The organism is Streptomyces sp. YJ-C3, from assembly GCF_053891275.1.
In genome coordinates, this window is the sequence record NZ_CM132685.1 from 8,836,383 (window position 1) to 8,850,521 (window position 14,139).

The following is a 14,139-nucleotide window of genomic DNA, read 5'->3' on the forward strand; positions in this document are numbered from 1 at the left end:
AGCGGGGTCGAAGTCGTAAGGTGCGGGGCATGGCTCCGAACATCGCGACCAACACCCGCGTATCGCTGGACGAGTTGCTCGACTTCGTACGCCCCCGCCACCGCGCCCTCCTGATCACCGCCCGCGCCGACGGCACCCCGCAGGCCTCACCGCTGACCTGCGGGGTCGACGACTCCGGGCGGATCGTCGTCTCCACCTACCCGGAGCGCGCCAAGACCCGTAACGCCAAGCGGAACCCGCGCGTGAGCGTGCTCGTCCTCAGCGACGACTGGAACGGCCCGTGGGTCCAGGTCGACGGCACCGCCGAGGTCCTCGACTCCCCCGACTCGGTCGAGCCCCTGGTCGAGTACTTCCGCAACATCTCGGGCGAGCACCCGGACTGGGACGAGTACCGCGAGGCGATGATCAAGCAGGGCAAGTCCCTCATCCGGGTCACCCCGCAGAAGTGGGGCCCCATCGCCACCGGCGGATTCCCGGCGCGGCTCACCGAGGGCTAGGAATCGGCCCGCTCCCGGGCCACCAGGGCTTCGATGCCCGCGATCTGCAGTTCGAGCGCGACCTGGAAGTCCAGGTCGCGCATCTCCTCCACGGTGTCGCCCTCCTCCATGGTCTCCATCAACCGCTCGGCGTGCTTGAAGTTCTCCGCCATCTCCGGCGGCACGCTGAACGCGTACATCGCCTCGCGGAAGTACTCGTCCTGCGTCATGCCCGCCTCGCCGCACCGCTGCACGAAGTGGCCCTCGATGGTGCCGTACCCGTAGACGAACTGGAAGACGGACGCGATGGCCCCGCGCTGCCGGGGCAGGGAGAGGCCGGTGCGGGAGATGACCAGTTGCACCGCGCGCGAGAACCGCAGCGAGTTCGGGCCGATGTTGAGGAAGTTGCCGGTCAGTGTCGAGGTCCAGGGGTGGCGGACGATGAGCGACCGGTACTCGGCCGCCAGCTCCCGGAGCTGATCGCGCCAGTCCACGTCCGGCCCCTCGTCCAGGGCGAGGAACCGGGGCTCGCCGAAGACCCGGTCGAGCGCGAGCTCCAGCAGGTCGTCCTTGGTGTCGACGTACCAGTACACGGACATCGCGGTGACCCCGAGCTCGCCCGCGAGGCGCCGCATGGAGAACTTGGCGAGCCCTTCCTCGTCGAGCAGCTTCACGGTGGCCTCGGTGATCCGTTCCCGGTCCAGGCCGCTGGGCTGCTCGCTGCGCCGACTGCGCGGCGCCTTGGCCCCTGAGTCCTCGAGCCAGACACTCATCCGCGCTGCCTTCACCATGGCGCACCTTCCCGGGAGTTGTCGTACGCGGGCGGACCCTGGGTTCTTGCGGAACCCGGCGGTCCGCCCGCACCGATGCTATGCGGAAGCCACCACGGCTGAGTCTGCCCGCTCCGCCCTGCGCAGCAACGCCGCGGCCAGCAGTCCGCCGACGAGCACGGCGACGGCCCCGACCAGCTGGCTGGTCCCGAGGCCCGAGGAGAACGAGTCGGCGATCCGGGCCCTCTCCTGCGCCGACCCGGCCGCCGCCAGCGCCGCCGGGAGCGAGGCCGCGGAGACCGACACCAGCGCCGCGAAGCGGGCGTTGAGGACCGCGCCGAGCACGGCCACCCCGAGTCCGTTGCCGAACTCGGCGAGCGTGCCGTTGACCCCCGCGCCCACGCCCGCCTTCTCCGGCGGGATCGCGCTCATGATGGCGTTGGCCATGGCCGGCATGGCGAAGGCGATGCCCACGCCCATGACGACCAGGCCCGCCAGCATCCCGCCGTAACTGTCCGAGCCGAGCAGGGCGATCGCCGCGAGCCCCGCCGCCAGACAGCTCATGCCGGAGGCGATGGTGACCGGGGTGCCCACCTTGGCGAGCAGCCGGGCGCCGACGCCGCTGAGGTTCAACGCGACGATGGTCAGCGCGAGCGGCGCCGTGCGCAGGCCCGCCTCCAACGGCCCGTACCCGAGGACGAACTGGAGGTGCTGGGTCAGCAGGAAGAGGGAGCCGCCCATGCCGAAGGCAACGAGCACGGCGCCCGCCACCGCGCCCGTGAACTTCTGGTTCCGGAAGAAGTGCATGTCCAGCATCGGGTACGGGATGCGCAGCTCCCACAGCACGAACGCGGCCATCACGAGGATGCCGACCGCGGCCGAGGCGAGGGTCGGCGCGGAGGTCCATCCCTTGTCGGGGCCGGAGATGATCGCGTAGACGACACCGGTCATGCCGATCGTGGAGAGCAGCGCGCCGAGCAGGTCGGGCCGGTCGCCCCGCGGGTTCTTCGACTCCGGTACGAGCGCCAGGACGGCGACGAGGCCGATGACCGCGACCGGGATGTTGATGAGGAAGATCGCGCCCCACCAGAAGTGGTCGAGCATCACGCCGCCGAGCAGCGGGCCGACGGCGAAGCCGAGCGAGTTGACCGTCGCCCACAGGCCGATCGCCTTCACACGCTCGGCCTCGTCGAAGATCTGCACGACGACGGCCAGGGTGGTGGTCATCAGCAGCGCGCCGCCGATCCCCATGCCCGCCCGGGCGGCGATCAACTGCCCGGTGGACCCGGCCAGTCCGGCGACGAGCGAGCCCACGCCGAACAGCACCAGGCCCGCCGCGAGCATCTTCTTGCGCCCGTAGCGGTCCGCGGCGCTGCCGGCGGTGAGCAGCAGGCCCGACTGCACGAGCGAGTAGGCGCTGATGACCCACTGGATGTCCGAGGTCGACGCGTGCAGCTCCTCGGTGAGGGAGGGGATCGCGACGTTCAGGACCGTGTTGTCGAGCAGCACGGTCAGCTGCGCGAGGCAGATGACACCGAGGATCAGCCAGCGCTGCGGGTGGCCTCCGGCCGGGCCCGGCCGGCCGGTTTCCTCGGCGTTCTCAGCGTTCTCGGCGTTCTCGGCGTTCTCTGCGGTCGTCGCTGTCATGGGCCCCCCTCTTCTTATACGGCGTACGACTGAGCGTCGCCGTACACCGTAAGGGATAAGACGTACGGCGTACAACAAGGTTTTCCGCATACGGTTCCGGCATGCCGATACGCACCCGCGCACTGCCTCAACTGACCCTGTCCGCAGCCCTGTTGAGCCTGGTCCTGGCGGTGCCGCCCGCCTCGGCCGCGGCCGGACCCCACGGCGCGGTCCCCCTCCGGATCGCCACCTACAACATCCACGCCGGGTCCGGCATGGACAACGTCTTCGACCTCGACCGGCAGGCGGCAGCGCTGCGCTCGCTGCACGCGGACGTGATCGGGCTCCAGGAAGTGGACGTGCACTGGGGCACCCGCAGCCAAGGACGCGACGTGGCACGGGAGTTGGCGGAGCGGCTCGGGATGCGGGTGTCGTTCGCGCCGATCTACAGCCTCGATCCGGACCCGGCCGGGGGACCGCGGCGCGAGTTCGGAGTGGCGGTGCTGTCCCGGTATCCGATCCGGGCCGCCGCGAACCACGAGATCACCCGGCTGTCCACGCAGGACCCGAACCCCGTACCGGCGCCGGCCCCCGGCTTCGGCGAGGTCACGCTGAAGGTGCGCGGGGTGCCGGTGCAGGTGTTCGTGACACACCTCGACTACCGCGCGGACCCGGCGGTGCGGGTGGCGCAGGTCGCGGACACGCGGCGGATCATGGCAGCCGAACGGGGTTCCGTCCCGGGGGCGCGGCAGGTGTTGCTCGGCGACTTCAACGCGGCTCCGTCGGCGCCGGAACTCGGACCCTTGTGGCAGGAGTTGCGGGATGCGGGGCCGGCGAACGGCGGCACGTATCCGGCGGACGCGCCCGTGAACCGGATCGATTACGTGGCGGTGGGGGAGGGGATACGGGTGCGGTCGGTGTCGGTGCCGGGCGAGGCGGCCGCGTCGGACCACAGGCCGGTGGTGGCCGATCTGTCCATGCCCCGCTGAGGGGCGCGGGGAACTGCGCGACCAGCCCCCCACCGGCCGCGCGACGGCGAACGACACGGGGCTCCGCCCCGGGCCCCGCTGCTCAATCGCCGCAGGGGCTTGATCGGACGTGCTCTCGCCCCTTCCCGCTTCGGGAAGGGGCGAGAGCAGGGAGAAGGAATCAGCTCTTCGGCTGCGTCAGGTCGTAGAACGTGGCGCTCCCGACCGTCACCTTCTTGAAGTGGGACTCCACCCACGACGTGATCTTGGACGATGAGCCGGAGCTCGATCCACCCATGCCGCCACCGGAACCGCTCCCGATGAAGTAGTGGATCTTTCCGTCCTCGACGTACTGCTTGAACTGGGCCAGCGTCGGCGACGGATCCGTGCCGTTGAAGCCGCCGATCGCCATCACCGGGTCGCCGGTGGCCAGCTGGTAGCTCGCCTGGTTCTGGGAACCGACCGTGGCCGCCACCCAGGTGTAGTCGTCGGCGTTCTTCTCCAGCAGCTTCTTGGCCTTGGTGCTGACCTGGGCGCCGTTGAGCAGTCCGCCCATGCCGCCGCCACCGCCGGGCCCGCCCTCGCCCATGCCGCCCTGCCGCTGGGTCTTGCCGGTGCCCTGGTTGCCCTGCTGGTTCTGGTTGCCCTGCTGGTTCTGGCCGGGCATGCCGCCGCCGGGGAAGCCGCCGCCCTGCTGGTTGCCGGTGCCGGTGCCGGTGGGCGGCTGGCCCATCTGGCCACCCTGACCGCCCTGACCGGCTTGGCCGCCCTGACCGGCTTGGCCGCCTTGGCCGCCGCCGGGGAATCCGCCCCGGCCACCGCCACCGCCCCCACCGGGCCCGCCGCCGCCCATCATGCTCGCCCCCGAGGGACCCGCCGTGACGATCGACCCGGTGTGCCCGGTGTTCAGCGTGCTGATGGTGTACGCGGTCGGCGCCGCGAGGGACGCCACGAGGCCCAGCCCGGCCGCGCCGAGCGCCAGTTGACGGTTGAGACGACCCGCGAACGCGAGTCCGAGTCCTGCCACGAGCCCGCCGATGAGCACGGCCCACCGCAGCCACGGCAGATAGTCCGCCGTCCGCCCGAGCAGTACGTGACCCCACACGGCCGTGACCGCGACCGAGACGCCGAGGGTCGCCGACGCCGTGATCCGCGCCCGTTCCTCCCACAGGACCGTCGCGCCCATGCCGATCAGCGCCGCGACGTAGGGGGCCAGGGCCACCGTGTAGTACTGGTGGAAGATGCCGGCCATGAAGCTGAAGACCAGGCCGGTCATCAGCAGCGAGCCGCCCCACGCGAGGAACGCGGCGCGTGCCGTGTCCGTCCGCTTCGCCTTCCACGTCAGGACGACACCCGCGACGAACAGGATCAGCGCGGCCGGGATCAGCCACGAGATCTGGCTGCCGATCTCGGAGTTGAACATCCGGCCGATGCCGGTCTCGCCCCACTGGCCGGTGCCGCCCGTGCCGCCGCCACCGCCGCCGACGGAGCCGGTCTCGTCGCCGCTGATCCGGCCGAGGCCGTTGTAGCCGAAGGTCAGTTCAAGGAACGAGTTGTTCTGGGAGCCGCCGATGTACGGGCGCGAGGACGCGGGCCACAGCTCCACGACGGCCACCCACCAGCCCCCCGCGACGATCATCGCGAGCCCGGCGAGGGCGAGCTGGCCCAGCCGCTTGCGCAGCCGCGTCGGCGCGAGGACCGCGTAGAGCACGGCGAGCGGCGGCAGGATCAGGAAGGCCTGCAGCGTCTTGGTGAGGAAGGCGAAGCCGACGGCGACGCCCGCCCAGACCAGCCACTTGGTGCGGCCGCGCTCCACGGCGCGCAGCACGCAGTGGACCGTGACGGTCATCAGCAGCGCGAGCAGCGCGTCCGGGTTGTTGAAGCGGAACATCAGCGCGGCGACCGGGGTCGTCGCGAACACCGCCATGGTGATCAGGCCCGCGGCGGCGCTGAAGCGGCGGCGCACGGCCGCGTACAGGACACCGGCGGTGGCCAGGCCCATCAGGACCTCGGGGACGAGGATCGCCCAGGAGTTCAGGCCGAAGATCCGCACGGACAGCGCCATGGGCCACAGCGCGGCCGGGGGCTTGTCGACGGTGATGGCGTTCGCCGCGTCGGACGAGCCGAAGAAGAACGCCTTCCAGCTCTCGCTGCCCGCCTGGACGGCCGCCGAGTAGAAGGAGTTGGCGTAGCCGGACGCGGAGAGGTTCCACAGGTAGGCGAGGCCGATGACGAGGAGCAGGCCGAGGAAGGCCGGGCGCACCCAGCGCGCGTCCTCGGGCCGGCCGCGCCACACGCGCCGCGGGAGGGAGTCCTTGGGACGGCCGTGTCCGCCGCCGGGAGGAGGTGATGCCTCGGGCGCCGCCGGAGCGGCGTCGTACGGATGGAGGTCTGTGGTCATCGCGGTGTCCTGGGATCGAGGTCGTGGTCGTGGGCGCGTACGGCGTTCAGCTGCGCCGTCGCGTCGTCCCAGGCCTGCGGAACCTGAGGATGGTGCACGGGAGCCGGGGCGGTGCGCTCGGGGAACACCCACGCCCGGAAGAGCAGGAAGCGCAGCACGGTCGCCGCGAGGTTGGCCGCGATGAGCACGGCCAGCTCGGTGGAGTGCGCCGGGCTGCCGGACGCCGCGTTGAGGGCGGCGAGGGAACCGCTGGTCAGGGCGAGCCCGATGCCGAAGACGACGAGGCCCTGGGCCTGATGGCGGACGGCCCGGTCACGGCCGCGCACCCCGAAGGTCAGCCGCCGGTTGGCGGCGGTGTTGGCGACCGCGGAGACGAGCAGGGCGAGCGCGTTGGCGACCTGGGCCCCCGAGAACGTACGGAAGCCGGAGTAGAGCAGCAGGTAGAGCAGCGTCGACAGACCGCCGACGACGCAGAAGCCGACCAGCTGGCGGGCCAGCCCCTTGGGCACGCCCGGGAGCTGTCGGTCGCGCGGGTCGTCGCCGAAGGGGCGGGCCAGCCGGTCGAGGGAGAGCGAGCCGGTGGCGAGCGCCCGGCCGACGCGCCACACGCCCTTGAGGTCCTCGGTGGCCGTCTTGACGATGTGGACCGTCGAGTTCGGGTCGTCGACCCAGTCGACGGGCACTTCGTGGATACGGAGCCCGGCCCGCTCGGCGAGGACCAGCATCTCGGTGTCGAAGAACCAGCCGGTGTCCTCCACCAGCGGCAGCAGCACCTGCGCCACATCGCGCCGGATCGCCTTGAAGCCGCACTGGGCGTCGGAGAAGCGGGCCTGCAGCGAGCCGCGCAGGATGAGGTTGTAGGCGCGGGAGATGAACTCGCGCTTCGGGCCGCGCACGACCCGGGAGGACCGGGCCAGCCGGGACCCGATCGCGAGATCCGAGTGCCCGGAGATGAGGGGGGCCACGAGCGGCAGCAGGGCGTTCAGGTCGGTGGACAGGTCGACGTCCATGTACGCGAGGACGGGGGCGTCGGACGCCGACCAGACGGTGCGCAGGGCGCGCCCGCGCCCCTTCTGCTCCAGCCGGGAGTACGTGACGCCCGGCAGCTCGGCGGTCAGCCCGTGGGCGACCTGGGGTGTGCTGTCGGTGGAGGCGTTGTCCGCGACCGTGATGCGGAAACGGTAGGGGAAGGTGCGCACGAGGTGGGCGTGGAGTCTGCGCACGCAGGCGCCGAGGTCCTTCTCCTCGTTGTAGACGGGGATGACAACGTCCAGGACCGGCACATCGCCGCTGCCCACGGGGAGGTGCTCCCGCGCCGGCAGCGCCCCGAACCTCGCGGCGGTGGGGTCGATGCCCGGAGAAGAGTCGGTTCGCATGCCATCGACATTCGCCAACTGCCCTGTTAGCGCTGTGTGGTGACGCTATGCCCTGCCTGTGAGTACATGACGGGCTCCTGATGGGCCGGCAGATGCACGGTGAACACCGTCCTGCCGGGCACGCTGTCGACGGTCACGGCACCCCCGTGCGCGGCCGCGACGGCCTGCACGATGGCGAGCCCGAGACCGGTGGAGCCGGCCTTGCGGGACCGCGAGGAGTCCCCGCGCGCGAACCGCTCGAAAACGTGCGGCTGCAGCTCTGCGGGGATGCCGGGCCCGTCGTCCTGCACGTCGAGACGGACCCAGGGGCCGTGCCGGTGCACGCGGGCGGTGACGGTGGTGCCCGGGGGCGTGTGCGTACGGGCATTGGCGAGCAGGTTGACCAGGACCTGGTGCAGCCGCGCGGAGTCGGCGAGCACGGTGGCCGGTTCGTCGGGCAGTTCGAGCCGCCAGGCGTGGTCCCGGTCGGCGGCGCGGGCGTCGCTGAGCGCGTCCACGACGAGGGGCGACAGGTCCGTCGGCTCGTACGACAGCGGTCTGCCCGCGTCGAGCCGGGCGAGCAGCAGCAGATCCTCGACCAGGCCGGTCATCCGGTGCGCCTCGGACTCGATGCGGCCGAGGGCGTGCCGGGTGTCGGGGCCGGTCTCCTCGCGGCCGCGCCGGGTCAGTTCGGCGTACCCGCGGATGGAGGCGAGCGGGGTGCGCAGCTCATGACTGGCGTCCGCGACGAACTGCCGCACACGCGTCTCGCTCTGCTGCCGCGCCTCCAGGGCGCCGTGCACATGGTCGAGCATCCGGTTGAGCGCGGCCCCGACCTGCCCGACCTCGGTCCTGGGATCGGCCTCGGCGTCCGGGACCCGTTCGTAGAGGGTGACTTCGCCGCTGTGGAGGGGGAGTTCGGAGACGCGGGTCGCTGTCGCGGCGACGCGGCGCAGGGGGCGCAGGGCGACGCCGACCATCACGGCGCCGGTCACGCCCGCGGCCAGCAGGCCGGCGCCGGTGACGGACAGTTCTATGACGATGAGGGTGTTGAGGGTGGAGTCGACGTCGCCGGAGGGCAGGCCGACGACCAACGTGCCGTCGTCGGACGACTGGACGCGGTAGTTCCCGAGGCCGGGCAGGCTGACGCTGTGCGGCCGGCCATCACGGGGGACGGAGGCGAGGGCGTCCTTCTGGGACGCGGTCAGATCGGTGGTGCCCGTCAGGGAATCGCGGTCGGAGATCGCCGCCTGCGTGAGCGAGCCGTCGTCGACCAGCGCGCCCACCGTGTACTGGCCGCCGGGACCCGGCAGGCCCAGGAACGACAGGTCGTGTGCGCGCGCCTGCCCCCCGGGTTCCCGGCCCTCGGGGCCACCGCCGCCCCCGGCCATGCGGACGACCTGCCCGACCTTGTCGTCCAGCTGCCCGTACAGATACGAATGCAGCGCCAGGGTCGTCACCGTGCCGATGACCACGCTGACCAGGGCGATGAGCCCGACGGCCGTGACGATGAGCCGGGTCCGCAGGGTGCGGGCCCGCTTCACGACACCGTCGTAGCGGCAGGCTTGATCAGATAGCCCGCCCCGCGCCGCGTATGGATCATCGGCTCCCGCCCCGCGTCGATCTTCCGCCGCAGGTACGAGATGTACAGCTCGACGACATTGGCCTGGCCGCCGAAGTCGTAGGACCACACCCGGTCCAGGATCTGCGCCTTGCTGAGCACGCGCCGCGGATTGCGCATCAGGAACCGCAGCAGCTCGAACTCGGTCGCGGTCAGGTGGATGTGGGCCCCGCCCCGCGACACCTCGTGGCTGTCCTCGTCGAGCATCAGGTCACCGACGACGAGCACGGACTCGCTGCGCCGGTCGGCCGCCCCGGTGCGCCGGATCAGCCCGCGCAGCCGCGCGACGACCTCCTCCAGGCTGAACGGCTTGGTGACGTAGTCGTCGCCGCCCGCGGTGAGCCCGGCGATCCGGTCCTCCACGGCGTCCTTCGCCGTGAGGAACAGAACGGGGACCTCGGGCAGCTCACGGCGCAGCCGCCCGAGCACGCTCAGCCCGTCCATGTCCGGCAGCATCATGTCGAGCACGACGGCGTCGGGCCGGAACTCGCGCGCGGTCTGCACGGCTCCGGTCCCGTCACCTGCGGCCCGGATCTGCCAGCCCTCGTAGCGCAGGGCCATGGACAACAGCTCGGTGATCGACTGCTCGTCGTCCACGACAAGCACCCGGACGGGGCTTCCGTCCGGCCTCAGCAGTTCGGTACGCCCCTGGGGCGAGGTCGCGGTCATGTTGCAACCTTGCGACGCTCCTCTGAGAGCACCCTTTTCCGAACCTGTGAATTCCCTGAGAAACGCACAGGTGTCTCTCAGGCACGCCCTTGCACGCGGCCTGCGGTCAGCAGGTCAGCCCGCGCCCCGGCGCGACGTGCAGGAGCCGGGTGAAGGAGACGTACAGGTCGACGCGGTGCCGCATCTGCGCGGTGTTCCCGCCGTCGCACTCGGCGGTCCCGTTCAGACTGCGGATGGTCTCCCCGAACCCGGCCCGCGACACCATCGCGTCGTGCCCGGTCATCGTTCCGGGACCGGTCTGCGTGTTCCAGTACCAGAGGGCGGTCATCCAGGCCACGGCCGGATCCTGCTCGACCAGCCACGGGTTGTTCAGCAGGTCGAGACCGAGGGCGTCCCCCGCGGCCTTGTAGTTGAAGTTCCAGCTGAGCATGATCGCGCCGCGCCCGTAGTAGGCGTCGTGCCCGGCGGGACAGCCGTAGGGCTGCGTCTCGTCGCAGAAGACCGGATACGTCTCCTTGTTCTGCGCGACGACGTAGTACAGCCCTCCCGTCTCATGGCTGACGTTGGCGAGGAAGGCGGCGGCCTCCCGCTTCCGCAGCGCCCGGCCGCCGGTGTGCGCGAAGCGCGGGTACGCCTCGGTGGCCTTCACCAGACCCTCGTACGTGAAGAAGGAGTCCCGCTGCGGGAACATCCGCTCGAACTGCGCCTCGCTGACGACGAAGCGCCCCCTGCCGGCCGGGCCGGACGTGCCCGGCGCGGCGGTCGCCGATCCCGGTACGACGACGGCACCGAGCAACCCGACAGCGGCGGCCAGCACCCACACCGCACATCGCCTCAACACACCAGCACCTCCGGGAAGTTGGTCTGGACCAAGCGTCCGCGCCCGAACCTACCCAGCTCACCTCCCGTCACACCCGCCCTACTTGAGGAAGAGCGCCGCCCCGTTCCCGTAACAGACGGACCGCACCCAGTCCGCCCCAAGACCCAACTCCTCGATCACGTGCAGCTGATGCACATACGGATAGGGAATGTTCGGGAAGTCGCTGCCCAGCAACACCCGGTCCCCCAGATCGGCGAGCCGCCCCAGCTCACCCTTCGGAAACGGCGCCTGCCGCTCGCTGAACCCGGTGAACGCCATCGTCGTGTCGAGCCGCACCTCCCGGTACCGCTCGGCCAGATCCAGGAACTCGGCGTACTCCGGCATCCCCAGGTGGGCGACGACGAGCGGCAGCCGCGGATGCCGGGCGAGCACCCGCGCCATCGGCTCGGGCCCGGTGTGTTTGCCGGGCGCGGGCCCCGACCCGCAGTGCGTCACGACGGGCACACCGGCCTCGGCGAGCAGGCCCCAGACGGGATCGAGCAGCGGATCGTTCGGGTCGTACGCCCCCACCTGCACATGCGCCTTGAAGACCCGCGCCCCCGCCTCGACCGCCCGCCGCACATACGCCTCGACGCCCGGCTCGGGATAGAAGGTGGCGGTGTGCAGGCAGTCCGGCGTCCGCGCGGCGAAATCGGCGGCCCATCCGTTCAGCCACTGCGCCATCCCCGCCTTGTGCGGATACAGCATGGAGGTGAAGGCCACGACCCCGAACTCCCGGAGCCGCGCGAGCCGAACCCCCTCCTCCTCCCGGTACGCGATCGGCCACTCGGCCCCCACCAGCGGCCCGGCCGCGTCGAAGTACGCCCACACCTTGCGCAGTACCCGGTCGGGCATGAAGTGGGTGTGCACGTCGACGAGGCCCGGCAACCCGTGCCGCGCGCGAAACGCGGCGATCTGCCGCGCCTCACCACTCCCGTCGCTCCCATCACTCCCGTCGCTGCCGCCGCTCCCCCTGTGCGTCTCACTCACCCCGCCCACTCCGCCCACTTCACTCACTTCGCTCACTCCGCTCACGCGCGAACCCGTGGCCGCGCACGACCTCGGCGACATGCACGGTGTACGCCTCGTACCACTCGGCCCGCCCCTGCCGCTGCGCGTCCCGATGATCGCCGACCGACCGCCACCGCTCGATGGCCGCGACGTCCCGGAAGTACGACACGGTGATCCCGAGCCCGCCGGGGTTGCGCGCCGACTCGTGCCCCAAGTAGCCGGGGATCTCCCGCACCAGCTCGTCCAACCGCCCGGCCGTCTCCCCGTACCCGTGGTCCCCCTCCGTGCGCACGGAACTGAACACCACGACGTAGTAAGGCAGTTCGAAGGCCGGCAACGGCCGGACAGGCGCATCGCTGTGATCACTCATGTCCCCCACGGTCACCGGTCCCCTCCCCGCTGTCCACCCTCCCGCTCCGCTCCTTGCCGTACGGGAGCCGAGACTTGACCCTCCGGTCGACAACCGGCCGGCCGGTCAGCCGGTCGTTCCAGGGGGGCTGGCCACGTCCGGCGGACAGGACCTAGAACAACCCGCCCTGCACCCCGGGCACCTCCCGCACCACGACCCCCGCCCCGCTCGCACCGGCCGGCGCCCGCTCCAACGGCCAACCGGCCAGCACCCGCGTGTCCACCACGAGCCGCCGCCCGGCCGGCTCGACGAGATGCAGATCGGGCCCGGCGGCCGCGACCACGGTCCCCGCCACCACGGCCCCCTCGACGAGCCCGCTCACCACGGCGTCCACCCGGTCGATCGCCGCGAGCCCGAACGCCTCCCCGTGATCGACGACCCGGCACGGCAGCCGCTCCAACGACTCGGGCCACCCGTCCCCGATCCCCGCGGCGACGGCATGCGCCCGCACCAGCTCGGCGCCCCGCCCCTCGACCCCGGCCAGCCCCGCCCGAACGGCACGCTTGCGCTCGTACGGAATCCGGTCGGGCACCCCGAGCGCCACCCGCAGCAGCTCCTCGGCCCGCCGGGCCGCCATCAACGGCCCCCGCCCCAGCCAGGTGAAGGCCACCGCCCCCTGCTCCAGCAGCCGCGCGCTCCCCCTCCCCACACCGGTGATCCCCACCTTCACCAGTCCGTCCCCGAACCACGCCAGATACACGTGGTACGGCCGCGGATCATCGGCGAGGGTGTCCGCGGCCACGGACCGCGCCCGGTCGATCCCCGCGCACTCCCCGCACTGCGCCCGCGTCCCCCGCACCGGCGCGGCCTCCCGCCCCGGACACGGCGTCCGCCGTCCCCCGCGCCACACCCCCGGACACCGCCGCACCCCACCGACCCGGAACGCGACCGGCTCCCCGAACCTCACCCCGCTCTCCCGCTCACCCCCGTCCCCCGTCCACCCGAACACCGGCCCGCCCCCACGCCATCGCATCCCGGTGCACCACCACGTCATACGGCCAGCATGACGCAGCCCACTGACAACGCCGGATACACGAAGAAGCCCCCGGAGGATCTCCGGGGGCTTCTTCTCTGTGTGCACTCGGCAGGATTCGAACCTGCAACCTTCTGATCCGTAGGATCGGGCAGCACGTCACTAGGAGCACCGGCGGCCTCCCATTGCGATCGCTCATCGCAGCGATGATGCGCGTCTGTGTGCCGCCGTTGCCGTCAGGGCTGCCGTCAGCTCCGAATAGTGACCTTAACGCTATGGCGGTGCCTGAGACGTCGGCTCATCCCAGCACTGTCGCGATGGCGAGGGCGATTCGCTCGATCCAGTCAATCGCGTCAGTCACTTCAGCGTCAGAGATAGGGCGGCGACGCTTGAGGTCGCCGTCCAGCAGGTCCGCATCGTGGGCGATCCTGTTGCGGCGATCGGTGATCGAGTTGTACTTCTGCTTCAGCGTCTGCGCATTCATGGCCGTACGGCCATGGTTCCACTCGTTGATCTTGATGGCGGCCTTCGCCCAGATGTCTTCTTCCGTCACCAGCTTCAGGGCCTCGCTGATCTTGCGAGGATTCTGTAGGGCTGCGTTGCCCCACTTCGCCTTGACATGCTCGGAAACGGCATCGGCGAGCGTGGTAGTACCGCGCCGCACTTCCTCCACCTTGGCCAAGGGCAGCTCGAACTTCGTCAGCTGGTAGGGCATTCCGGGGCTGTCCTCGGCTGCCAGCTCGGCCACACGCCGGTACAGCTCCTCGTGGAACCAGTGGTCGATGGCGCTGACGGCCTGCACCCAGGCCGCCCGATAGAAGTCTCCGATGTCGATGACCGGAGACTGGAAGGCAGCCAAGCTCTGACCCGCCACGATCATCTTCCGGGCGTACTCGAGGTTGGTCAGGAACGCCCGAAACTCGCGTGTCTGCGGCTGTGCGGCCGGCATGAAGCTCCCCCGTCTCGCTGGTCTGAGAACTCAGGATTCCGACGGGACGGGG

The 14,139-nt window shown here is 71.2% G+C and carries 13 protein-coding genes; 2 read left to right on the forward strand and 11 right to left on the reverse strand.

Annotation, left to right across the window (positions count from 1 at the left end; genetic code table 11):
- The first annotated feature begins 29 nt into the window (after positions 1-29).
- A complete protein-coding gene (locus ACVHNB_RS40215; protein ID WP_428953676.1) occupies positions 30-497 on the forward strand; it encodes a PPOX class F420-dependent oxidoreductase in 468 nt (155 codons plus the stop codon).
- Here ACVHNB_RS40215 and ACVHNB_RS40220 read toward each other — a convergent pair.
- Together ACVHNB_RS40220 and ACVHNB_RS40225 are read right to left on the reverse strand one after the other, a co-directional pair.
- Positions 494-1,249, reverse strand: a complete 756-nt coding sequence (locus ACVHNB_RS40220) for a TetR/AcrR family transcriptional regulator (RefSeq protein ID WP_428953675.1) — start codon at positions 1,247-1,249, stop codon at positions 494-496. The genes ACVHNB_RS40215 and ACVHNB_RS40220 overlap by 4 nt on opposite strands.
- A gap of 96 nt (positions 1,250-1,345) precedes the next feature.
- Entirely contained in the window at positions 1,346-2,893 is a 1,548-nt protein-coding gene (locus ACVHNB_RS40225; RefSeq protein WP_456227077.1) for an MFS transporter, read from the reverse strand.
- Positions 2,894-2,994: 101 nt separating this feature from the next.
- Here ACVHNB_RS40225 and ACVHNB_RS40230 point away from each other — a divergent pair, with 101 nt between their 5' ends.
- Positions 2,995-3,861 (forward strand): endonuclease/exonuclease/phosphatase family protein, encoded by an 867-nt coding sequence (locus ACVHNB_RS40230; protein WP_456227078.1) that lies wholly within the window; start codon positions 2,995-2,997, stop codon positions 3,859-3,861.
- 160 nt (positions 3,862-4,021) lie between these two features.
- On the opposite strand, the gene ACVHNB_RS40235 is transcribed toward ACVHNB_RS40230, so the two are convergent.
- The 9 genes from ACVHNB_RS40235 to ACVHNB_RS40275 all read right to left on the reverse strand — a co-directional run bounded on the left by ACVHNB_RS40235 (position 4,022) and on the right by ACVHNB_RS40275 (position 14,087).
- The gene (locus ACVHNB_RS40235) at positions 4,022-6,241 is read right to left on the reverse strand and encodes an ArnT family glycosyltransferase (RefSeq protein ID WP_456227079.1); all 2,220 of its coding nucleotides are present in this window, start codon (positions 6,239-6,241) and stop codon (positions 4,022-4,024) included.
- The gene (locus ACVHNB_RS40240) at positions 6,238-7,617 is read right to left on the reverse strand and encodes a glycosyltransferase (RefSeq protein ID WP_456227080.1); all 1,380 of its coding nucleotides are present in this window, start codon (positions 7,615-7,617) and stop codon (positions 6,238-6,240) included. The genes ACVHNB_RS40235 and ACVHNB_RS40240 overlap by 4 nt, the downstream gene beginning before the upstream one ends.
- 26 nt (positions 7,618-7,643) lie before the next feature.
- Positions 7,644-9,140: an ATP-binding protein gene (locus tag ACVHNB_RS40245; protein WP_456227081.1), complete on the reverse strand. Its 1,497-nt coding sequence runs from the start codon at positions 9,138-9,140 to the stop codon at positions 7,644-7,646.
- Positions 9,137-9,886 (reverse strand): response regulator transcription factor, encoded by a 750-nt coding sequence (locus ACVHNB_RS40250; protein WP_428953669.1) that lies wholly within the window; start codon positions 9,884-9,886, stop codon positions 9,137-9,139. The genes ACVHNB_RS40245 and ACVHNB_RS40250 overlap by 4 nt, the downstream gene beginning before the upstream one ends.
- A gap of 106 nt (positions 9,887-9,992) precedes the next feature.
- Entirely contained in the window at positions 9,993-10,703 is a 711-nt protein-coding gene (locus ACVHNB_RS40255; RefSeq protein WP_456227082.1) for a chitinase, read from the reverse strand.
- Positions 10,704-10,805: 102 nt separating this feature from the next.
- Positions 10,806-11,660, reverse strand: coding sequence for an amidohydrolase family protein (locus ACVHNB_RS40260; RefSeq protein ID WP_428957616.1), 855 nt, complete (start codon positions 11,658-11,660; stop codon positions 10,806-10,808).
- A 94-nt stretch (positions 11,661-11,754) separates the two neighbouring features.
- Complete coding sequence (locus tag ACVHNB_RS40265; protein WP_456227083.1) at positions 11,755-12,126, reverse strand: antibiotic biosynthesis monooxygenase family protein; 372 nt, start codon at positions 12,124-12,126, stop codon at positions 11,755-11,757.
- 151 nt (positions 12,127-12,277) lie between these two features.
- Positions 12,278-13,159, reverse strand: a complete 882-nt coding sequence (locus tag ACVHNB_RS40270) for a DUF2797 domain-containing protein (protein WP_456227084.1) — start codon at positions 13,157-13,159, stop codon at positions 12,278-12,280.
- Positions 13,160-13,436: 277 nt separating this feature from the next.
- Entirely contained in the window at positions 13,437-14,087 is a 651-nt protein-coding gene (locus ACVHNB_RS40275; protein WP_456227085.1) for a hypothetical protein, read from the reverse strand.
- Positions 14,088-14,139: the final 52 nt, after the last annotated feature.

Coding starts and splice junctions, on each gene's coding strand:
- ACVHNB_RS40240 (WP_456227080.1), bottom strand. CDS start 7,617: ATGCGAACCGACTCTTCTCCGGGCATCGACCCCACCGCCGCGAGGTTC.
- ACVHNB_RS40220 (WP_428953675.1), bottom strand. CDS start 1,249: ATGAGTGTCTGGCTCGAGGACTCAGGGGCCAAGGCGCCGCGCAGTCGG.
- ACVHNB_RS40250 (WP_428953669.1), bottom strand. CDS start 9,886: ATGACCGCGACCTCGCCCCAGGGGCGTACCGAACTGCTGAGGCCGGAC.
- ACVHNB_RS40265 (WP_456227083.1), bottom strand. CDS start 12,126: ATGAGTGATCACAGCGATGCGCCTGTCCGGCCGTTGCCGGCCTTCGAA.
- ACVHNB_RS40275 (WP_456227085.1), bottom strand. CDS start 14,087: ATGCCGGCCGCACAGCCGCAGACACGCGAGTTTCGGGCGTTCCTGACC.
- ACVHNB_RS40225 (WP_456227077.1), bottom strand. CDS start 2,893: ATGACAGCGACGACCGCAGAGAACGCCGAGAACGCCGAGAACGCTGAG.
- ACVHNB_RS40235 (WP_456227079.1), bottom strand. CDS start 6,241: ATGACCACAGACCTCCATCCGTACGACGCCGCTCCGGCGGCGCCCGAG.
- ACVHNB_RS40230 (WP_456227078.1), top strand. CDS start 2,995: ATGCCGATACGCACCCGCGCACTGCCTCAACTGACCCTGTCCGCAGCC.
- ACVHNB_RS40270 (WP_456227084.1), bottom strand. CDS start 13,159: ATGACGTGGTGGTGCACCGGGATGCGATGGCGTGGGGGCGGGCCGGTG.
- ACVHNB_RS40215 (WP_428953676.1), top strand. CDS start 30: ATGGCTCCGAACATCGCGACCAACACCCGCGTATCGCTGGACGAGTTG.